We start from the raw sequence: 19,826 nt of genomic DNA, 5'->3' as shown, positions 1-19,826 counted from the left end.
GCGTTTTTCTTTGGTTCGTTTCTTTTGACGCTTATCAAAAGAAATGAACTCGCCCCTTCAGGGGCGAAACGCTTTTGCTGTTACAGAGAACTGTCAAGGAAGCAAAAAATCACTATTTGGCCGGCGTCAACTTCAACAACCGCGCCCCAGAACCATCCTCAAGCAACCAGATCGCCCCATCCGCCCCTTCCACAACATCACGAATACGCTCACCCATATCGTAACGCGCCACTTCTTCCACCCGCGTGCCATCCAGCCTCACGCGCACCAGCGCCTGCGACGACAACCCGCTCAGAAACGCATTGCCACGCCACTGCGGAAACAGCTTGCCGGAATAGATCATCAATTGCGAAGGCGAGATCACCGGCGTCCACCACAGTTTCGGCGCGGCGAACTCCGGACGCGTGTCGTGATCAGGGATGTCCTTTCCGTCGTAGTGATCGCCATTGGAGACGATTGGATAGCCATAGTTGGCGCCGCGTTCGATCAGGTTGAGCTCGTCACCGCCCTTCGGGCCCATCTCCGCTTCCCACAATCGTCCTTGATCATCGAAGGCGATGCCGAGCAAGTTGCGGTGGCCCAATGACCAGATCTGAGCCGTCACACCGCCCTGTGCCGCGAAGGGGTTGTCTTCCGGCACGCTGCCGTCGTCGTTGAGGCGCAGCAGTTTGCCAAGGTTGGAGCGCATGTCCTGGGCGGGGTCGAATTTCTGCCGCTCGCTGGACGTGATCCACAATTTGCCATCACGTCCGAATAAAAGGCGATGACCGTAATGGCCGCGTCCGGTCACCTTCGGAACCTGTCGCCAGATCACTTTTAGATCTTCCAGTTTGCCGCCGCCCTTGTCGTCGAGCGCGAGCTTGGCGCGCGCGACAGCCGCGCCGCGGGTGTCGTCGGGGCCAGGTTCGGCATAACTGAGATAGACGAGGTGGTTCTCGCTGTAGTTCGGATGCAATGCAATGTCGCCGAGCCCGCCTTGTCCGCCGTAGGCGACTTCGGGAATGCCGCCGATATCGCCCTGCTGACCGCTGGCGATGTCGAGCAGTTTCAGCGCGCCTTCCTTTTCGGTCACGAGCAGGCGGCCGTCGGGCAGGAATGCCATTGCCCAGGGTTCGTCGAACTTGGCCACGGTGGTGATGTCGAAAGGCGCCTTCTGCGCGGGCGCGGCTGTGGCCAGCGTGGGATTTCCGGCGGCGGGCGAGGCGGCTTCGCTACAGGCGACCATGCCGAAGGGAATGCAGCAGACAAGCAATCGAGCGAACGTTTTCATGGCGAGTTCCGGTACGTATGCCCTGGAATGGGCAGCGTCTCTTGCATCAAGCCGTGAACGCTAGCAGACGTTTCGGAAATGACATGTAAAGCGCTTCACAAAAATTACCCCGCACTCGCGTGCGGGGTATCGGAGAGGCGCCGCTCAAGTAGAGAGAGCGACGCGAATGCAACTGTTGGTGTAATGGCTAATTGCAGCTCGTGGTGTACGTCACCGGCAAGGCGGCTCGCTGTCCATTGAGACGACTATTGAGATAGTTCAACGCCGGAAGCGCACCGAGCGCGACGAAGGTGACGTGTTCGCCGCCAAGCGGCGTGCGCCAGTAGTGCACGGGCGTGCCGGCCGCGCACCAGGCTTGCACCATCTTGTCGGTGCCTTCGACCGGAATCAGTTCATCGAAGACGGAGTGGTAGACCAGGATGTCGAAGTCAGGCGCTTTCCCGGGTTGCGGCAGGTTGATCTTCGGTAGCGTGTTCAAGACGCCGGGTGAATTCAGTGGATCGGCGACGGTGGTGTAGTCGGCGAAATGTCCGATGAAGGGCACCTTGGTGATGTCGCCGCCGATGCCGAGGCAGCTGTCCTTCGTCCCTTCGGCCGCGGCGATGCCCTTGGCATTGAGGATGGGCGTGATCATCTCCGGGTAGGCACGATTGACGCCGATCACCGCCGAGTAGCCGAGGAAGAAGAACAGATTGCCGAGGCCGCTGTCGAACGCGTTCACGGCGCTGCGAAGATCGGCCGGCGTGCCGCCGGAGGCGGTGCCGACGATGTTCAATTCGGGCGCATATGTGGTTTTGAGCGTCGCCGCCCAGGCCGTGGCGAGACCGCCGCCGGAGTATCCCCACATCGCGATCGGTGTGGTCGTCTTGGAAAGGCTGAGCGGAGTGAAGTTGAGTGCGGCGCGGATGCCGTCCAGCGTGATCTGCCCGGCGATCTTGCCCGCGGCATAGGTCGAGTTCGGGCCCTGGTGGTCAGGAATCACGACCGTCCAGCCCATGGTCTTGACGCCGGTCAGGTATTGCAGCGGTTCGAGCTGCGCTGCAAAGCTGAAATTGGGAATGATCTCGCCAGCCGCTTGGTGTGACGGCGCGCAGCCGAGGCCGAGACTGTCCTCGGCGTACTGATACGACACGAGCTTGCGCGGACCGATCTGCAGCACCGGCTTGACCACGGTGGCCACCGCCGCGATCGGGCGGTCGTGCTGATCGCGCGAGACGTACTTCAGCCGCCACGCCTGGTTGAGCATCGGAATGCCGAAGCTCGGCCGAAGCAGAATCGGCTTGGATTCCAGGATCGTGCCGACCGGCAGGTTCGGGAACGGGCTTGGCTGGGCGTAGAACGGATCGGAATCCGGTGTCGGCGCGAAAGGAACTTCCTGGGCCATCGTGACGACCGGCGAGAACGCCAGCACGACGGCCGCCAGCGGTGCGATGCGGCGCAACGAACGCCGCCAAACGTGAAATATGCGAAGCGTGGACGAAAACATGACTGAGCCCTCCTCAGAATGTCGTGGATGCATCGTCCGGGAGAGAAGCCATTGGAAGCCGGTCGATGGCGGAGCGACCATCACATGCCCGCTGCGCGGGGGCGATCGGTGAACAGGCCAAGGTGATTAGCAGAAAAGGCCGCTGGAAGCCGCGCGGCCGGAATCGAAAATTCGCTGCGATGCAGCATGTCGCCGGATTGGTCTGGTATATCGGCATGCTGTCATTGCATGCACGGGAGAGAGGTCATGTTGCCAAGCGTCGAAGTGCAATGTCCGTATTGCGGCGAGTGGATCACGGTGCTGGTCGACGACTCCGCGGGCGAGCAGGACTACATCGAGGATTGCCAGGTGTGCTGCCGGCCGATCCGGATCGCCGTTGGCGTGGGCGATGACGGCGAGGTGGGCGTTACCGCGCGTTCCGAGGACGACGTCTAGCACGTCGTGCCGTGATCGGGATTGCATTGCCATGGCCGGCGACGATCGCGGCGTCACGGCCCGCGTCAGGACCGTGTTTGTAAACGTTGTGTTGCATTCAGCGGCCACCGCTCATGTGCGGAAGACGAGCCGGCATCTCGATGCGCCGATGCGGGCGATGCGGACGAGCACCGCGACGTGCCTAGACACATTCGCCGCGAAAGTGGTTAAACGGATGTAAGCCCGTCGTCCGCTGCGGGATCTGCGTTCATGCGTGCGGAGGCAAGGTCGCATCGTGCAGAAGCGATTTGCCCGCTTGAAGCGGCGTGTCGCAGCGCGCCCCTTACGTATGGAGAACTCGATGAACCTCACCCGCAAATCCCTGTCCGGACTGGTTGCCTTCGGCGCCGTACTCGCCATGCCGCTGGCATTCGCGCAGACCTCGCCGACCACGCAGGCCGATCCGGCGCAAACCACGCAGCCGACCACGACCCAGAATGCTGAACCCGCCGCGCAACCGGCCGGCGCCGCGCAGCCCAAGCAGGTGACCTGGGCCGATCTCGACGCCGACAAGGACGGCAATCTGTCCAAGCAGGAAGTCACGCCCGTGCCGAGCCTGACCCAGGTGTTCGACCAGGCCGACAGCGACAAGGACGGCAAGCTCACCGCCGACGAATACAAGGCCTTCGCCGCGAAGAGTGCCGGCACCTCCGGCCAGTCCGGCGGCTGATCCACCACAACGTTCCGTTTCATGGTGTGCGCAGGCGGCCTTCGGGCCGCCTTTTTTATGGTCCGCGCGTCATAATCTCGCGATGGATACAGCCTTGAAAACGGGATCTCCAACAGCGGGATCTTCGACAGCCAGACTTTCGACGGCGGGAGCTTCGACAGCCGGAATCCGCGCCATCGCTTTCGACGGCGACGATACCCTCTGGCGCAGCCAGGATTATTTCGACGAAGCGCAATTGGTCTACGAGCGCATCGTCGGTGCCTACGTCGATCTCGCCGACGCGCGCGTGCACGAGCGCCTGTACGCCTTCGAGAAGGACAACATCGGCTGGTTCGGCTACGGCGTGAAAGGCATGACGCTGTCGATGATCGAGGCGGCAGTGGCGATCACCGAGTCGCGCATCAGCGCCGCCGACGTGCATCGCATCGTGCAGCTGGGCAAGGAACTGCTGCGGCATCCCGTGGAATTGCTGCCCGGAATCCGCGAGGCGGTCGAAGCGATCGCGGCCAGGCACGACATCGTGCTGATCACCAAGGGCGATCTGTTCCATCAGGAAGCCAAGGTGCGCGATTCTGGGTTGTCCGGATTGTTCCGCCGCATCGAGATCGTCAGCGAGAAGGACGTGCCCACCTACGCGCGGCTGCTGGAGGAGTTCGGCATCGTTCCGTCGCAGTTCGTGATGATTGGCAACTCGCTGCGCTCGGACATCGCGCCGGTGCTGCAGCTCGGTGGCTGGGGCGTGCACATGCCTTACCACACCACGTGGAGTCACGAACGCGAGGCCGATGTCGCAGGATTCGACGCACGCATGCGCATCAGCGCCGATCCGCAGGGGCTGCCCGCTGCGGTGGCGTCGATCGTGGAGGCGGCCACGGAGCACGCTGCATGATGCGGAGGAATGGCGTCCATCTGCGCGGGTCGACGGTCACGCGTGTCGTGCCATTCCTGCTGGCCCTGCTGGCCCTGCTGGTGCTGATGCTTGCCGGTTGCGGAGGCAAGCGCCAGTCGAATGCACCGATCCCCGGACTCGGACAGGGCGACGGCGAAGCAGAGTGGGGCGGCACCTTGTCCTGCACCGACTGCGACGGCATCGACACCCATCTGCTCCTGCGGCGGCAGGGCAACGAGCGTCGCTATCAATTGCTGGAGACCTACGTGGCCGAGGATGGCGATCTCGAGTTCGCCGAACAGGGCGAATGGGCACAGGTGGACGCTGGCGTGCTCGAACTTCATGGCGACGAAGGTGGCCAGCGCACGTTCGCCGTGGTGGAGGGAGGGGGCCTGCAGCTGCGCGACGGCTCGGGCAAACCGCTTCGGGGCCGTGAGGACGATGTTCTCCTGCCGCAGGCAGCGCCGGGACGATGATCCGCAAGAATTTGACGAGGGTTGCCCGATGAAAACCGTTGCCGCTGCTGTCCTCCTGGTTTGCTTGTCGATCCTGATGGCCACGGCGTTGGCGCAGACGCCCACTGAGGATTGGGAGCCGCGCAGTGGCGATGCGTGGGTCGACCGCCAGCTCAGCGACATGAACCTGTATGCCGCCCGCTATCGCGGCGCCTTCATCGATGAACTGGTGCGCTATCGTGCCGCGCCACGCGATCTGGTCACGGACCTGGTGATGAAGCGTGGCTGGGCGCCGGGCGATGTCTACTACGCCTGCGCCGTTGCGCAACTGGTGGGCAAGCCTTGCCGCGCTGTGGTCGAGGTCTGGCAACAGGGGCACGCGGATGGCTGGCGCGCGGTGGCCAAGCAGGTGGGACTGGGATCGCAACCCAACGCGGCGGGGCGGATGAGGCAGAACATCACCGACAGCTTCGAACGCTGGGGGCGGCCGTTGGCGAAGCCGTCTGAAAAGGCGACTGCGAAGAAGAACACTGCGAAGAAGAACAAGGACTCGACCAAGGGTCGTTGACCCTGAGTGACGTGCCAATCCGTTCGTCATTCCCGCTTTCGCGGAAATGACTAGAAAAAACACCAGAATTCTCAGGTCAGATGCGAACGCCGATAAGTCGCCGGCGGCTGTCCCGACCATTTCGAAAATGCCTTCGTGAAGCTGACGCGATCGGCGAAGCCGAGCTTGGCGGCGATGGCATCCAGGTCCAGCTCCCGGTCGATCAACATCGCCTTCGCCAGATCGAAACGCACTTGTGACTGCAGCGTCGCGAACGAGGTCCCCGCTTCCTTGAGCTTGCGCTGCAAGGTGCGCGGCTCAACCCCCAGCCGCAGCGAGGCTTCCGCCATGGTGATCGACGGCGCGTGCCGCAGCATCAGCATCAGCGTTCCGGTCAGTCCGTGCTCGGCCTGCAATCGCTGCAGCCGTCCTTCCAGCAGTAGTTGTGCCTTGGCGTGCAGGGTGGGGGAGCCCGTCGGCAACGGCCGGTCGAGGAATTCCGCACCGAACCGGATGGCATTGCGCGTCGCGCCGAAGACAGGCCGCGTGCCGAATTGCCGCTGATACACGCCCATCTCCGTCAGAGGTTCGTGTTGGAACGTCAGGTCGAAATGGATGGATTCCTGCTGCAGCACCTGTCCGAGGAACTTGGTGAAGACCACGAAGGCTGTTTCGATCAGCTCCGGTGACCGGATCGTTTTCGTGCGCGCCTGCAAGTCGAAGTAGACGACCAGCTGATCGCCGACGATGCCATAGCGCGAGACCAGATCGGGCTGGACCAGATTCGGAATGTATTCCAGCAGCCAGACCGCCTCGCGCAACGAACTGCTGGTGATCAGGAAGGCCTGCACCTCCGGCACGTTCTCGAAAGCGAAATGCTCGCCGACCACGAACGGAAAATATCCCTTGGTCGAGCGCAGCCTGCACAGTTCGAACAGCCTGGCGACGACTTCGAGATCGAGCGGCGCTTCCTCCACATCGTGCCCGGGCACCTGGATGCCGACTTCCTTCAACACCGGCGCGATGTCAAAGCCGCAGAGGGCGCCGACCGTGGTGAGCCTCGACAGATCGTGAAGCGATATCGTGGGCATGTCCGGTTGTTCGATCCTTTCACTCGCGGCGGCGGTGCGACTGCACGGGCGTTCCTGTCAGCGCGAACTTTGTCACGCCCGCCCCACATCGTGTCGCATAAAGACACATCCTGTCGCCGCCCATCATATCCCGCACCGCGTCCGGCCCCCTATCGTGCCGAGAGCTTACTGGAGGGTGGGCAATGAATAGCGCGGTGGGTCATGGCGAGGCGATCGTGCCGCGCGAGAATCTGGACTTCGGTCTCGATACGATGTCGGACAAGTACTGGTTCCGGGGCGATCCCTACAAGACGCGCTATCTGGATGCGCTGCAGCTCGGTTTCCCGGACGGGGAGCGCTACTTCATCACCAGCGTCCGTGCTTTCCGCGATCGCATCACCGATCCGGTCATGCAGGAGGACGTGCGCAACTTCATGCGCCAGGAAGGCCAGCATGGCATGGCCCATTCCCGCTACAACCGCATGTTGCAGGCGCAGGGATTGCCGATCGAGCGCATGCTGCAGGAGTTCAAGCGGGTGCTCGATGCGGACACGGCGCGCTTCTCCCCCGAGTTCAATCTCGCGGCTACGGCCGGTTTCGAACACTTCACCGCGATGCTGGCCGAGGCGTTCTTCGCCCGTGCTTCGGTGACCGCTGGCGCCGATCGACATATGGTGGCCTTGTTCGCCTGGCACGCCATCGAGGAGATGGAGCACAAGGCGGTAGCCTTCGACGTCATGCAGCAGGTGGCGCACGTCGGATACGGGAAACGCGCCAGCGCGATGCTGTTCGCGACCTGGCGCATGGCTTCCCGCTCGTATCTGCTCACCGACATCCTGCTCAAGTCCGATGGTTTCGGCTTCTGGGCGCGTGCAGGGTTGCACATCAAGAATTTCCTGTGGGTGTATGGCCCCAGGCGTGGCATCTTCGGCGCATTGACGCCGAAGCTGCTGGCCTACTTCAAGCCTGGATTCCATCCGAGACAATTGCCCAACATCCACAACTATCCGAACTGGGTGGAGGCTTATGAGCGCACTGGCGATCCTCTGATCGCCTGCCAGGCGCTGTTGGCGGCCGCTTATCGTTGACGTTGAACCCGCGGCAGCCACCGGTGATGATGTGGCGAGCGTGCGGATGAATCCAGGAAACCGCTTGAGGAGTGGCATGCCCGCCGAACACTTCGATGTCCTGATCGTGGGAGCCGGCCTGTCCGGCATCGGCGCGGGCTACCACCTGCAGACGACTTGTCCGGGCAAGCGCTACGCCATCCTCGAAAGCCGGGCCGATCTCGGCGGCACCTGGGACCTGTTCCGCTATCCGGGCGTGCGCTCGGATTCTGACATGTTCACGCTGGGCTTTTCCTTCCGGCCGTGGAAGGAAGCCAAGAGCATCGCCGACGGCGCATCGATCCTGAAATACCTGAAGGACACGGCGCGGGAGTTCGGTATCGATCGCCACATTCGCTTCGGTCATCGCGTGCAGTCGGCGTCGTATTCCTCCAAGGAGGCGCGCTGGTCGGTCGAAGTCGAGACGGCCGGCGGCACCGATCGGCATCGCTTCACCTGCGATTTCCTGTTCCTGTGCAGCGGCTACTACGACTATGCGCAAGGGTTCACGCCGGAATTTCCCGGACGCGAGGCCTATGCGGGCCAGTGGGTGCATCCGCAGCAATGGCCGCAGGATCTCGACACGCGGGACAAGCGCATCCTGGTGATCGGCAGCGGCGCCACCGCGGTGACGCTGGTGCCGGCGCTGGCGGACACCGCGACGCACGTCACCATGCTGCAGCGCTCGCCGACCTACATCGCTGATCTGCCGTCGAAGGACATCGTTGCCAACGCGATTCGCGCGGTGTTTCCGGAAAGGATCGCGCATCGCTTGGCGCGCTGGAAGAACGTGCTGATGACGATGGCGTTCTTCCAGCTGTGCAAACGCGCGCCGGGACTGGCGCAGAAACTCCTGCGCTTCGGCGTGAGGAAGATGCTGCCGAAGGGCTACGATGTCGACACGCATTTCGCACCGGATTACGCGCCCTGGGACCAGCGCCTGTGCCTGGTGCCGGATTCGGACCTGTTCAAGGCGATCGGTTCCGGCCGTGCGTCAGTGGTGACCGATCACATCGAGACGTTCACCCGCGAAGGCGTGCGCCTGCGGTCGGGGAAGGAACTGCACGCCGACATCGTCGTCAGCGCCACCGGCTTGAAACTGCTGCTGCTCGGCGGCATCCGCGTCAGTGTCGATGGACAGACGATCAACAGCGGCGAACAGTTCGTCTACAAGGGATTGATGGTCAGCAACGTGCCGAACTTCGCGTTCTGCGTGGGCTACACCAACGCGTCCTGGACGCTGCGCGCCGATTTGTCGGCCACCTACGTCTGCCGACTGCTCAACCACATGCAGCGGCATGGGTATCGACAATGCGTGCCGCGCTGCGACCCGGACCGTCTCGAACCGCAGCCGCTGCTCAACCTCAATTCCGGCTACATCACCCGCGCGGCCGATGTGCTGCCCAAGCAGGGCGGCGAGGCGCCATGGCGGATGCCGCAGAACTATCTGCTGGACATGAAGATCATGCGCTTCGATCCGATCGAGGACCCCAATCTTCAGTTTTCACGCGAAGGTGCCGAGCCGGTGCTCGCCGTCGATGGGGCGGCGGCTTGAGGCGCCGGAATACGCGGCGAGGTCGTTTGCTCGTCAGGGGGTGCGTTTGAAAAGTTTCGAAGGACGGGTCGCCGCGATCACCGGTGCGGGTTCCGGCATAGGCCGCGCGCTTGCCTTGGGGTTGGCGGCGCGGCAGTGCCATCTGGCGCTCAGTGACGTCAATGTGGCCCGCCTGGAAGATACGGCGCGGCTCGCGACCTGGGCACAGCCTGAGTTGAAGATCACCACGGCCGTGCTCGATGTCTCGCAACGTGACGCGATGCATGACTGGGCCGCGGACGTGGTGCGCGATCACGGCAAGGTCAACCTGATCTTCAACAACGCCGGCGTGGCGCTGAGTGCGACCGTCGACGGCATGACCTACGAAGATTTCGAGTGGATCATCAACATCAATTTCTGGGGAGTCGCCAACGGAACCAAGGCCTTCCTGCCGTATCTGAAAGCCTCGGGCGAAGGACACGTCGTCAACATCTCCAGCGTCTTCGGGCTGGCCGGCATTCCGGGACAGAGCGCCTACAACGCCAGCAAGTTCGCCGTGCGCGGGTTCACCGAGGCCTTGCGGCAGGAGTTGGATCTGGCGCGATGGCCGGTGAGCGCCACCTGCGTGCATCCCGGCGGCATCAAGACCAACATCGCGCGCGCCGCGCGCACCAGTCCATCGGTGCGCGAGATCGGTCTGGATGATTGCGACAACGGCGAGAAAGCCGAGAAGCTTTTCAACACCACGCCAGACAGGGCGGCCGAGGTCATCCTGCGCGGCGTGCTGCGCAACAAGCGGCGTGTGCTGATCGGAGGTGATGCGCAGCTGCTCGACAAGGTGCAGCGTTTGTTTCCCACGTCCTATCACGTGCTCACGAACTTCATCATTCGCCGCGCGATGGCGAAGTAGCGCCTGTTTTCTTCAGCCCACGCATATTTGTCCCAGTCCACGCGCAATTTGCTCGCCATCCCGGCGAAAGCCGGGATCCAGCCTTTTGGTGAGGGTCTCGATCCTAGCTAAAACTGGATCCCGGCTTTCGCCGGGATGGCGAGCCTTGCAAAGGCTTGATGTGAAAATGCGCTAATTCAAGCGGTTTGGGCGCCGGAAATCACGGGCGATGCGGCGTCTTCGGCCTCGATCTTCGCAGGATCCGGACGATGCTCCGACGCGAGCAGCGAATAGAACACCGGCACCACGAACAGTGTGAACAACGTGCCGACGACCATGCCGGCGACCAGGATGATGCCGATGCTGTTGCGCGCCTCCGCGCCGGGGCCGGTGGCGAGCACCAGCGGCAGCTGGCCGAAGACCATGGCCGCCGTGGTCATCAGCACAGGCCGCAGGCGCGTCACCGCAGCATCGCGCAGCGCCTCCGTCTTCGACATCCCGAGCGTCTGCCGCTGGTTGGCGAACTGCACGATCAGGATGCCGCCCTTGGCGACCAGGCCGACCAGCGTGATCAATCCGACCTGCGAATAGATGTTGATCGTGGTCAGGTCGAGGAAGCTGAAGATCAGCGCGCCGGAAATCGCCAGTGGCACCGAGCCTAGCAGCACGATCAGCGGATCGCGGAAGCTGGCGAACTGCGCCGCCAGCACCAGATAGATCAGCACCACCGAGAAGGCGAGGGTAATCGTCAACGCGGAGCTTTCGCGGCGAATCTGCCGCGATTCGCCGGCGTAGTCGAGCAGCACATCCGGTCCGGCGACGGACGCGGCCGCTGTTTCGAGCACGTCCAACCCTTCGGACTTGGTGACGCCCGGCGCGACGCCGCCGAAAATGCGCACGGCATTGCGCTGCTGGAAGCGGTTGAGCGTGCGCGGCGCGGTGCTGGTTTCGATGCGGGTGAAGGTCGACACCGGTACCAGCCGGCCGTCGGGCGTGCGGATTTTCAGGTCGAGCAGCGGATCGGTGGTGGCGCGATTCTCCTCGCCGATCTGCGGGATCACCTTGTAGCTGCGATCGAAATAATTGAAGCGATTCACGTAGCCGCCGCCGAGCAGCGTGCCGAGTTCCTGGCCGACACCGGCGAGATCGAGGCCGAGATCGGCGACCTGTTCGCGGTCGATCACCACGCGCGCTTGCGGCAGGTCGATCTTCAGATCGGTATCGACGTAGAGGAACTTTCCGCTCTTCCAGCCGGCTTCGAGCACCTTGCCGACGGTTTCCAGCATTTGTTCCGGCGGCACGTCGCTCTGTAGTACCAGTTCGACGTCGTATTGGCCGGGCGTGGGCAATGGCGGATCGAGGCGCGGAAACACGCGCAGGCCTGGAATCTGCGAAACCGCGCCGTATACCTCGCCGTACATCTGCTCGGTGGAGCGTCCGCGCTCGTGCCAATGCTTCGCGTCGAGACCGCCGAAGCCGCCCCAGGCCGCGATCAGGCCCCACATGCTGCGGGTTTCGTCGAAGGACGCGATCGCGTTGTACACGTGCTCCGATTCGCGATCCACCGCGGCCAGCGAAGCATCGGGCGAAGGCTCGAAGAACAGGCTGATGTGGCTCTGGTCCTCCACCGGCGCCAGTTCCTGTCGCGAGAAGTTGTACAGCGGCCAGGCCGAGAGCGTGATCAGCGCCGCCGCGACGACGATTGTCCAGCGCATCTGCAATGCCACGTCGAGCGCGCGGCCGTAGGTGTGACGCACCGCTTCGAAGGTGCGGTTCACCCAGCGCGCCAACCGGCCTTCCTGTCCGTAGGCGGGTATGAAACGCGAGCTCATCACCGGCGAGAGCGTGAGCGCGACGATGCCGGAAACGATCACCGCCACCGCCAGCGTGATGGCGAATTCCAGGAACAGCGCGCCCGTCAATCCGCTCTGGAAACCGATCGGTGCATAGACGGCGGCCAGGGTGATGGTCATGGCGATGATCGGGCCGATCAACTCGCGCGCGCCGATCAGCGCGGCCTCGATGCGCGACTTGCCTTCGTGCACGTGGCGCTCGACGTTTTCCACGACGACGATGGCATCGTCCACCACGAGGCCGACCGAGAGCACGATCGCGAGCATGGTCAACAAGTTCAGGCTGAAGCCCAGTGCCAGCATCGCCAGCGCCGCACCGAGCAATGAGACCGGCAATGCGATCAGTGGAACCAGTGCCGAGCGGATCGATCCCATGAACAGGAACACCACCACGGCGACGATCAGGATCGTCTCGATCAACGTCTTGTTGACCTCCTTGAGCGCGGCTTCCATGAACATCGTGCCGTCGTAGGCCATCTGCATGTCGATGTCCTTCGGAAGCGTCGGCCGGATGCGTTCCATCTCGGCGCGCAGGCGGTGCGCGACGTCGATCTCGTTCGAACCGATCAGCGGCCAGACGCCAAGGTAGACGGCGTTGTTGAAATGCTTGTCGCCTTTCTGGCTGAACTTGCCGACCAGTTCGGCTTCCTCGGCGCCGAGTTCGACTTTCGCCACGTCGGACAGGCGCACGATGGCACCGTTGCGCTCGGAGACGATCAGGTCCTTGAATTCGTCGGTCGAACGCAGGTCGGTGTTGGCGAGCAGGTTGATCTGAATCTGGTCGCCCTTGGTCTGGCCGACGGCGGCCAGGTAGTTGTTGCGCAGCAGCGCCGCCTGCACATCGCCCGGCGAGAGATTGAGCGCGGCCAGCCGATCCGGATCGATCCAGACACGCATCGCCAGCTGGCGGCCGCCTTCGATGGTCACGCGCTGCACGCCAGCGAGCGTGGACAGTTGCGGTTGCAATGTGCGCGCGAGCCAGTCGGTGATGGCCGGAAGATCACGCTGGTTCGAGGCGAAGCTGACGTAGAACGTGGCGTAGGGCCGATCGGCGCGCTGTACTTCCACAACGGGCGGTTCGGCTTCGGAAGGCAATTCAGAGCGCACCTGTTGCAGGCGCGCGGTCACTTCGGCCAGTGCCTTGGTGCTGTCGTGATTGAGCTTCATGCGCACGGTGACTGTGCTCACGCCCGCGCGGCTGGTTGACTCGACGTTGTCGACGCCGCCGATCGCCGAGACCGCGCGCTCGATCGGCGTGGTCAGGAAGCCGCGCACGGTTTCCGCGCTGGCGCCGTAGTAGGTGGTGGTGATCACCACCGACGAGCTTTCGATCTGCGGATACTGCTGCAGCGGCAGCGCGCCGAGCGCGCGCCAGCCTGCCAGTACCAGCACCAGGTTGACGACCACGGCGAGAACAGGGTGCTTGATGAAGATGTCGGTGAACGCGCGCATGTCGAACTCTCTTGAAGACACCTGGTCGTGCGAAGCGTTGAAGATCAGCGGGTGCCGCTTGCCTGGGCTTGCGTATTCTTCGGCGCATCCATCACGGCGACGAGCATCGCGTCCTGCAATTTGAAGGCGCCCGAGGCGGCGACCCTCTCGCCGGCGGCGAGCCCCTTGTCGATCACCACCTCATGCGCGCGCGTCGTGCCTACTTGCACGGGGCGTAGTTGCGCGCGCGTCTTGCCTTGCTTGTCGGCCGCCAGGACGAAGACGTGATCGCCGGACGGCCCCTTGCGCAACGCGCTCACCGGAACGGCGACGGCCTCGCGCGATTCGCCGAAGGCGATCCGCACGCGCACGGACGCGCCGGGTGCGAGCACGTTCGCGGCGTGTTCGACGCGGGCGCGCACGGTGGCGTTGCGCGTGGACGGATCGACGCGCGAGTCGATCGCGATGATTTCGGCGGTCAGCGCGGGCGCGTCACCGGAGACGATGTCCACGCTTGTCCCCGGATGCAGTCCGGATGCGATCTGCTGCGCGACCGTGAAATCCACGTGCGTGGCGTCATCGACGCCTTGCAGTGTCGTCAGCTGCGTGCCTTCGTCCAGGAACTGCCCCGGATGCACATCGGCGATGCCCACGCGCACGCGAAGCGGCGCGCGGATGGTCTTGCGCGCGATCACGGCCTCGGTGCGGGCGATCTGCGCCACCGCCACGTCGCGTTCGGCGCGTGCCTGGTCGTATTCCATGTCGGAGATGGCGCGCTGCTGATTCATGCGCTGCACGCGTTCGAGCCGGCTCTGCGCCAGCGCCGCCTGGGCACGCAGGGCTTTCAGTTCGGCTTCCTCGACGGCGACGTCGAGCGCGACCAGCACTGTCCCGGCCTCGACGATCCGGCCTGGCGTGAGCGCGGTCCTGCGCACCGTGCCGGCGACTTCGTTGCGCAAGGTCACCGAGCGCAGCGCAGTGACCGTACCGATCGAGGTGACGTTCTGGCGATACGGATATTGCTTCGCGACAGCGGTGGTAACCGATTCGATCGGTTCGGGCTGGTTGGCCGCGGCGGCCTCGGCCGCGCGCAGCGAGACGAATTTCCATGCGCCGAGCCCGAGGCCGACAGCGATGACGACCACGAGCAACCAGAGGGGAGCGAGACGACGATTCATGGACGGCGACCTCAAGGGCGTTGGTCAGTGACGAGTTTTCTTGGGGGACGAGCGTTTGTCCGAGGACCTCTTCGCGGCCTTGCGTGGCGCGGCTGGCTTTTCCTGCGCGGCTCGAGCCGGGGACCGTGTCGGGAGGCGTGCCGGGAAATCGGGCACCGTGCTCGCGAGCATCTGTTCCAGCGCCGTGCGCACCCGGACCAGCAGTGATTCGTTCACTGGGACCAGTCCGAGCACCCAGTACAGCCACAGTCCGTCGATGGCCGCTGCTGCGGTTTCGCCGACGCCTGGTGGCAGGCCATCGTTGGCGACGCGTCGCTGCAGATCGCTGTAGACCGCGCGCATGGGCTCGATCAGGCTCGGATTCTGCGCGAGCGCGGCGAAGCAGACTGAGGAATTGCGCTGCAGTTCCTCGCTCCAGCTATCCAGGTCGGACAGGCAGTGATCGAGCATCGCCCGCACCATGCGTCCGGGGCCTTCCGGCGTGCGCTCGTAGGCTTCGTCGTAGTAGCGGCGCGAATTCTCGGCGTTGCGCCGCACCAGGGCTTCGACCAGACGGTCCTTGCTCGGGAAGTGGTGCAACAGGCCGCCCTTGCTCAGGCCGGCTTCGGCGGCGACCGCGTCGAGGGTGAGATTGGCGATGCCCTGGCGGGCGACGATGGTGACGGCAGCGTCGAGCAGGGCGTCTTGCGAGTTGTCGGCGGGAGGTGTCATGGCGGAACAATACCGTCCAGACGGTCGGTTCTCAACCGTCCGGACGGTTTGTTTCGCTGGCAATTCGGGAAATCCCGACTGCCGTCACGTTTGGATCGAACGAGCCGAGTCGAGAGTTTTGCCTTTCAATCGGTTACGAGCGGCGGCGCGGTTTCATGGCGCGAGACGCTTCACGTCGGGCACCAATCAGCGCCGCACGTCGAATCCGCGCTCCGCCACCACGGCGGCGATCTCGGCTTCATCGGACAGACTGAAATCGCCGGGCTGCGAATGCTTGAGGCAGGCCGACGCCAGCCCGAAGTGCAGCGCGGCCTGATCGGACATGTCCGTGTGCAGACCATGCAGCACGCCGGCCGCGAATGCGTCGCCGGCGCCGATGCGGTCGACGATGGCCGAGAGCGAGTACTCGGGTGCGGTGAGCAGAGCGCCGTCGCGGGTGGCCATCAACGCGGTCAGCGAGTGATGGTCCACGCTGTGCTGGGTGCGCAGTGTCGTGGCGAGTCTTCGCAGGTGCGGGAAGGCGTCGAAAGCGGCGCGCGCGGCGTCGGCGAAGGCTTCGGCCGCGGTTTTTCCGTTCGGCGCCAGTTCGAGCGCGATCGCGATGTCGCGATGATCGGCGAGCGCGATATCGGCTTCGGCGATGATCGCGCGCAGCACCATGGGCGCCTGGTCGCGTCGTTCCGCCCACAGTTTCTGGCGGAAATTGCCGTCGAAGGAAACGTGCAGGCCGAGCTTCCGCGCCGCGCGCACGGCGGACAAGGTGGCGTCGGCGCAGGCGTTGCCGAGCGCGGGCGTGACGCCGGAGACGTGCAGGGCATCGACGCTGGCCAGCAGGTTTGGCCAGTCGTAACTTTCCGCCGGAGCGAGCGCGAAGGCGGAATGGGCGCGATCGTACAGCACTTCGCTCGGCCGTTGCAGCGCGCCCGTCGCGAGGAAGTACAGTCCCTGCCGGCCCGCGCCCGTGCGCACCCGCGTCGTGTCCACGCCATGACGGCGCAGTTCGCCCACGACAGCCGCGCCGAGTGGGTTGTCGGGGACGATGCTGACGACCGCCGCGGCATGGCCGAGCCTGGCCAGCGCGACGGCGACGTTGGCCTCGGCGCCGCCGACGTGGACCTCCAGCCACGGCGTCTGCAGCAGCCGTTCGCGGCCCGGAGCGCCCAGACGCAACAGCAATTCACCAAAACATAGGATGCTTTTCGGCATGTCCGCCCTCTCTCGTCCCCGACTGGTCCCGCCCGCCATTCCGCACCGCAGCATGCCTAGATCGAAACCTTCTGATAGGTTTTGACCAGCGGTGTCATTTTTGCCGTACCGGGACACCATAGCAAGCAAGACTGGCCAGTCAAGACCGCCGCGAGAGCGGGCTGATTTCTTGGGAGGGGATCAATGCAGACGGTTTTCGAGAGAAAAAAGACACCGGTTACCATGCTTGCGCTGGCCATTGGGCTGGCGCTGCAGATGCAGCCGGTAGCAGCGCTCGCGCAACAGGCGGCCGAACCCGCCGCGGGAGCCACGACACAGGACGGGGGTGATGCGGCGGCGCCGGCGGCGCAGCAGCCGGCCGCCTCCGGGCAGGAAGACATCCAGGACATGCAAACCGTGGTGGCGACGGCCACCTACCGTGCCAGCCTGGAAAAGGCGCTGGACATCAAGCGCGGCGAGAAGGGCGTGGTCGATGCCATCGTTGCCGAGGACATCGGCAAGTTCCCCGATCTCAATCTGGCCGAATCGCTGCAACGCGTGCCTGGTGTGACCATCGCGCGTGACGCGGGCGAGGGCCGCAACATCTCGGTGCGTGGCCTCGGCGCGGATTTCACCCGCGTGCGCCTCAACGGTCTCGAAGCCCTGACCACCACGGGCGGCACCGACAGTTCGGGGGGCGCGAACCGCGGTCGCGGATTCGACTTCAACGCCTTCGCGTCGGAGTTGTTCAGTCAATTGATCGTGCGCAAGACGCCTTCGGCCGAAATCGAGGAAGGCTCGCTGGGCGCGACCGTGGATCTGCGCACGGCACGTCCGTTCGATTACGGCGGCTTCACCTTCAGCGCCAGCGCGCTGGCAGGCTACAACGATCTGTCGGACGACGGCAGTTCGCGCATGTCGGCACTGATCAGCAATACGTGGGCCGATGGCCGGTTCGGAGCGCTGCTGTCGGTGGCGTACACCGATCGCAAACTGATCGAGGAAGGGTCTAGCACCGTGCGCTGGGATCCATCGACGGCCAACGGCGGCTTCGATCCCGACTCGCCGTTCACCCCCGCGCTCGCGGACGACACGTTCCATCCGCGCATCCCGCGCTACGGCGTGATGCGGCACGACCAGCAGCGCCTGGGCGTGACTTCGTCGCTGCAGTTCAAGCCAGGCGACAACACCCTGTTCACGCTGGACATGATGTACGCCAAGTTCGATGCGACCCGAACGGAGGACTACATCGAGGCGGTGTCGTTCAGTCGTTCCGGCTCCGGCAAACCCGCGACGATCGTGCGCGACGGCGAGGTGGATGGTCACGGCAACCTGGTCTATGGCGTGTTCGACAACGTCGACATCCGCTCGGAATCTCGCTACGACGAGCTATCCACAAAGTTCCAGCAGATCAATCTGTCGGGCGAGCACAGGTTCAACGACGACTTCAAGATCAGCGGCCTGGTCGGGCATTCCGAGTCGGAGCACGACAATCCGATCCAGACCACCGTGATCATGGACAAGCTCAACGCGCAGGGCTACAGCTACGACTACCGTGGCGACAGTCGACTGCCTTCGTTCAACTACGGCAGCGTCGACGTCAACGATCCCAACGGCTGGACACTGGCCGAGATTCGTTTGCGGCCGCAGTGGGTCAAGAACACATACGATACGGGGCAATTGGATTTCGCCTGGACCGTATCGCCCTACTTGACGCTGAAGGCCGGGGTGCAAGCAAAGGAATATCAGTTCAGCAGCCGCGAATGGCGGCGTGCCAGCGAGACGTCAGTCCCCACGCTCACGCAGGAGCAGCGCGACCAACTGAACAAGCAGGTCGAACTGGCGGGCATCAACGTCAGCGGCAATCCGTCACGCTGGGTGGTGCCGGACATCGATGCCTACAACAGCCTGCTCGACATCTACAGCAACAGCGGCCTGTTCGCCGTGTCCGATCGGATTTCCGGCGTGGCCGGCAACAACCGCAAGGTCACCGAGAAGAATCGTGGTTTCTATCTGCAAGGCGATTTCTCGCTGGACCTCGGCTCAATCCCGTTGTCGGGCAATATCGGCGTGCGACACGTCAAGACCGAGCAGATTTCCGACGGTGTCGGCGTGGTGGGCAGCACGCTGGTGCCCGTGTCGATCCGGCGCGATTACAGCGATACGCTGCCTTCGCTGAACTTGGTGGCCGAAGTCACTCCTGATTTCCTGATCCGCTTCGCCGCGGCCAAGGTGATGGCGCGCCCTGGTCTGGGCAACATCGGTTCCGGCGTTACCGTCAACGTCAGCGGTGGCAATCGCACTATCACCGCTGGCAATCCGTTCCTGGATCCGTTCCGTGCCACTACCTACGATCTGGGCTTCGAGTGGTATTTCGACGAAGGCGCCCTGCTCGGACTCGGTCTTTTCTACAAGGATATCGACACCTTTGTGCAGACCACGCGCGAGAACCGGGTATTCAATACCATCCCCGGCCTGGACCCCGCGCTGCTCGAAGGCACCACGGCGCTGCCGACAGATGAGTTTCAGTACAACTACCCGGTCAATACCGAAGGCGGGCCGCTGCAGGGCGTGGAACTGAATTACCAGCAGCCTTTCAAGTTCCTGCCGGGCCTGTGGTCCAATCTCGGCGTGCAGTTCAGCTATACCTACGTCGACTCGAAAATCCAGTACACCACCTCCACCGGGGTGCCCACGATCAAGACGGACCTGCTTGGGCTATCCAAGCATTCCTACGCCACCACGCTTTACTACGAGGGTCAGAAGCTTTCCGCGCGCGTATCCGCCACAGTGCGCGACGACTATCTGACCACTGCGCCGGGCCGCAACAGTACCAATGCACTGCCGGTCGGGCCAGGCAACAACGACGTGGAGGGTACGAAGGGTACGACTACGGTTGATGCTTCCTTGTCCTGGAAATTGACCGACCAGTGGCAACTCAGCCTGGAAGGGACCAATCTCACTGACGAGTGGAATGATCAGTGGATCGACTCGGCGGCCGATCGGCCGGTCGTGTACACACATACCGGGCGCCAGTACATGCTCGGAGTGCGCTACAAGTTCTGAGCTGTGGATCGG

The 19,826-nt window shown here is 63.8% G+C and carries 16 protein-coding genes; 9 read left to right on the top strand and 7 right to left on the bottom strand.

Annotated elements, in window-relative coordinates:
- Positions 1–112: 112 nt before the first annotated feature.
- Both AC1RNP_RS11040 and AC1RNP_RS11035 read right to left on the bottom strand, forming a co-directional pair.
- Entirely contained in the window at positions 113–1,270 is a 1,158-nt protein-coding gene (locus tag AC1RNP_RS11040) for a PQQ-dependent sugar dehydrogenase (protein WP_493051291.1), read from the bottom strand.
- A 187-nt stretch (positions 1,271–1,457) separates the two neighbouring features.
- Positions 1,458–2,756, bottom strand: coding sequence for a lipase family protein (locus tag AC1RNP_RS11035; RefSeq protein ID WP_493051290.1), 1,299 nt, complete (start codon positions 2,754–2,756; stop codon positions 1,458–1,460).
- Between the two features lie 246 nt (positions 2,757–3,002).
- Between AC1RNP_RS11035 and AC1RNP_RS11030 the strand changes: the two genes are divergently transcribed.
- From AC1RNP_RS11030 to AC1RNP_RS11010, 5 genes are all read left to right on the top strand, one after another.
- Positions 3,003–3,191, top strand: a complete 189-nt coding sequence (locus AC1RNP_RS11030; RefSeq protein WP_493051289.1) for a CPXCG motif-containing cysteine-rich protein — start codon at positions 3,003–3,005, stop codon at positions 3,189–3,191.
- Positions 3,192–3,531: 340 nt separating this feature from the next.
- The gene (locus tag AC1RNP_RS11025) at positions 3,532–3,900 is read left to right on the top strand and encodes an EF-hand domain-containing protein (protein WP_493051288.1); all 369 of its coding nucleotides are present in this window, start codon (positions 3,532–3,534) and stop codon (positions 3,898–3,900) included.
- Between the two features lie 166 nt (positions 3,901–4,066).
- On the top strand, positions 4,067–4,789 hold the full coding sequence (locus AC1RNP_RS11020) for an HAD family hydrolase (RefSeq protein ID WP_493051308.1): 723 nt from the start codon (positions 4,067–4,069) through the stop codon (positions 4,787–4,789).
- Positions 4,786–5,265 carry a copper resistance protein NlpE N-terminal domain-containing protein gene (locus AC1RNP_RS11015; protein WP_493051287.1) on the top strand — a complete coding sequence of 160 codons (480 nt, stop codon included), beginning with the start codon at positions 4,786–4,788 and terminating at the stop codon, positions 5,263–5,265. Before AC1RNP_RS11020 ends, AC1RNP_RS11015 begins: the two co-directional genes overlap by 4 nt.
- 28 nt (positions 5,266–5,293) lie before the next feature.
- Positions 5,294–5,812, top strand: coding sequence for a hypothetical protein (locus AC1RNP_RS11010; RefSeq protein ID WP_493051286.1), 519 nt, complete (start codon positions 5,294–5,296; stop codon positions 5,810–5,812).
- Between the two features lie 71 nt (positions 5,813–5,883).
- Here AC1RNP_RS11010 and AC1RNP_RS11005 read toward each other — a convergent pair whose 3' ends face one another.
- The gene (locus AC1RNP_RS11005; RefSeq protein ID WP_493051285.1) at positions 5,884–6,882 is read right to left on the bottom strand and encodes an AraC family transcriptional regulator; all 999 of its coding nucleotides are present in this window, start codon (positions 6,880–6,882) and stop codon (positions 5,884–5,886) included.
- A gap of 182 nt (positions 6,883–7,064) precedes the next feature.
- Here AC1RNP_RS11005 and AC1RNP_RS11000 point away from each other — a divergent pair, with 182 nt between their 5' ends.
- The 3 genes from AC1RNP_RS11000 (at position 7,065) to AC1RNP_RS10990 (ending at position 10,411) form a co-directional block, all read left to right on the top strand.
- The gene (locus tag AC1RNP_RS11000) at positions 7,065–7,949 is read left to right on the top strand and encodes a metal-dependent hydrolase (RefSeq protein WP_493051284.1); all 885 of its coding nucleotides are present in this window, start codon (positions 7,065–7,067) and stop codon (positions 7,947–7,949) included.
- Positions 7,950–8,025: 76 nt separating this feature from the next.
- Positions 8,026–9,522 carry a flavin-containing monooxygenase gene (locus tag AC1RNP_RS10995; protein WP_493051283.1) on the top strand — a complete coding sequence of 499 codons (1,497 nt, stop codon included), beginning with the start codon at positions 8,026–8,028 and terminating at the stop codon, positions 9,520–9,522.
- A gap of 46 nt (positions 9,523–9,568) precedes the next feature.
- Positions 9,569–10,411, top strand: a complete 843-nt coding sequence (locus tag AC1RNP_RS10990) for an SDR family NAD(P)-dependent oxidoreductase (RefSeq protein ID WP_493051282.1) — start codon at positions 9,569–9,571, stop codon at positions 10,409–10,411.
- A gap of 176 nt (positions 10,412–10,587) precedes the next feature.
- Here AC1RNP_RS10990 and AC1RNP_RS10985 read toward each other — a convergent pair whose 3' ends face one another.
- From AC1RNP_RS10985 to AC1RNP_RS10970, 4 genes are all read right to left on the bottom strand, one after another.
- Positions 10,588–13,695: an efflux RND transporter permease subunit gene (locus AC1RNP_RS10985; RefSeq protein WP_493051281.1), complete on the bottom strand. Its 3,108-nt coding sequence runs from the start codon at positions 13,693–13,695 to the stop codon at positions 10,588–10,590.
- Between the two features lie 44 nt (positions 13,696–13,739).
- The gene (locus AC1RNP_RS10980; protein ID WP_493051280.1) at positions 13,740–14,852 is read right to left on the bottom strand and encodes an efflux RND transporter periplasmic adaptor subunit; all 1,113 of its coding nucleotides are present in this window, start codon (positions 14,850–14,852) and stop codon (positions 13,740–13,742) included.
- Between the two features lie 24 nt (positions 14,853–14,876).
- Positions 14,877–15,563 carry a TetR/AcrR family transcriptional regulator gene (locus tag AC1RNP_RS10975; protein ID WP_493051279.1) on the bottom strand — a complete coding sequence of 229 codons (687 nt, stop codon included), beginning with the start codon at positions 15,561–15,563 and terminating at the stop codon, positions 14,877–14,879.
- Between the two features lie 186 nt (positions 15,564–15,749).
- Positions 15,750–16,769: a sugar kinase gene (locus AC1RNP_RS10970; protein ID WP_493051278.1), complete on the bottom strand. Its 1,020-nt coding sequence runs from the start codon at positions 16,767–16,769 to the stop codon at positions 15,750–15,752.
- Positions 16,770–16,952: 183 nt separating this feature from the next.
- Here AC1RNP_RS10970 and AC1RNP_RS10965 point away from each other — a divergent pair, with 183 nt between their 5' ends.
- Complete coding sequence (locus AC1RNP_RS10965; protein ID WP_493051276.1) at positions 16,953–19,814, top strand: TonB-dependent receptor; 2,862 nt, start codon at positions 16,953–16,955, stop codon at positions 19,812–19,814.
- Positions 19,815–19,826 lie beyond the last annotated feature (12 nt).

Source organism: Luteimonas sp. GW821-FHT14E02, from assembly GCF_058803905.1.
Note: the sequence above shows the minus strand (reverse complement) of the source record. Positions and strands in the feature narration are given on the sequence as shown.

Excerpts from the sequence above, each read along its gene's own strand:
- AC1RNP_RS10975 (WP_493051279.1), bottom strand. The coding sequence starts at position 15,563 with ATGACACCTCCCGCCGACAACTCGCAAGACGCCCTGCTCGACGCTGCC.
- AC1RNP_RS11035 (WP_493051290.1), bottom strand. The coding sequence starts at position 2,756 with ATGTTTTCGTCCACGCTTCGCATATTTCACGTTTGGCGGCGTTCGTTG.
- AC1RNP_RS10980 (WP_493051280.1), bottom strand. The coding sequence starts at position 14,852 with ATGAATCGTCGTCTCGCTCCCCTCTGGTTGCTCGTGGTCGTCATCGCT.
- AC1RNP_RS11030 (WP_493051289.1), top strand. The coding sequence starts at position 3,003 with ATGTTGCCAAGCGTCGAAGTGCAATGTCCGTATTGCGGCGAGTGGATC.
- AC1RNP_RS10995 (WP_493051283.1), top strand. The coding sequence starts at position 8,026 with ATGCCCGCCGAACACTTCGATGTCCTGATCGTGGGAGCCGGCCTGTCC.
- AC1RNP_RS11010 (WP_493051286.1), top strand. The coding sequence starts at position 5,294 with ATGAAAACCGTTGCCGCTGCTGTCCTCCTGGTTTGCTTGTCGATCCTG.
- AC1RNP_RS11025 (WP_493051288.1), top strand. The coding sequence starts at position 3,532 with ATGAACCTCACCCGCAAATCCCTGTCCGGACTGGTTGCCTTCGGCGCC.
- AC1RNP_RS11040 (WP_493051291.1), bottom strand. The coding sequence starts at position 1,270 with ATGAAAACGTTCGCTCGATTGCTTGTCTGCTGCATTCCCTTCGGCATG.
- AC1RNP_RS10970 (WP_493051278.1), bottom strand. The coding sequence starts at position 16,769 with ATGCCGAAAAGCATCCTATGTTTTGGTGAATTGCTGTTGCGTCTGGGC.
- AC1RNP_RS11015 (WP_493051287.1), top strand. The coding sequence starts at position 4,786 with ATGATGCGGAGGAATGGCGTCCATCTGCGCGGGTCGACGGTCACGCGT.
- AC1RNP_RS10965 (WP_493051276.1), top strand. The coding sequence starts at position 16,953 with ATGCAGACGGTTTTCGAGAGAAAAAAGACACCGGTTACCATGCTTGCG.
- AC1RNP_RS10985 (WP_493051281.1), bottom strand. The coding sequence starts at position 13,695 with ATGCGCGCGTTCACCGACATCTTCATCAAGCACCCTGTTCTCGCCGTG.
- AC1RNP_RS11000 (WP_493051284.1), top strand. The coding sequence starts at position 7,065 with ATGAATAGCGCGGTGGGTCATGGCGAGGCGATCGTGCCGCGCGAGAAT.
- AC1RNP_RS11005 (WP_493051285.1), bottom strand. The coding sequence starts at position 6,882 with ATGCCCACGATATCGCTTCACGATCTGTCGAGGCTCACCACGGTCGGC.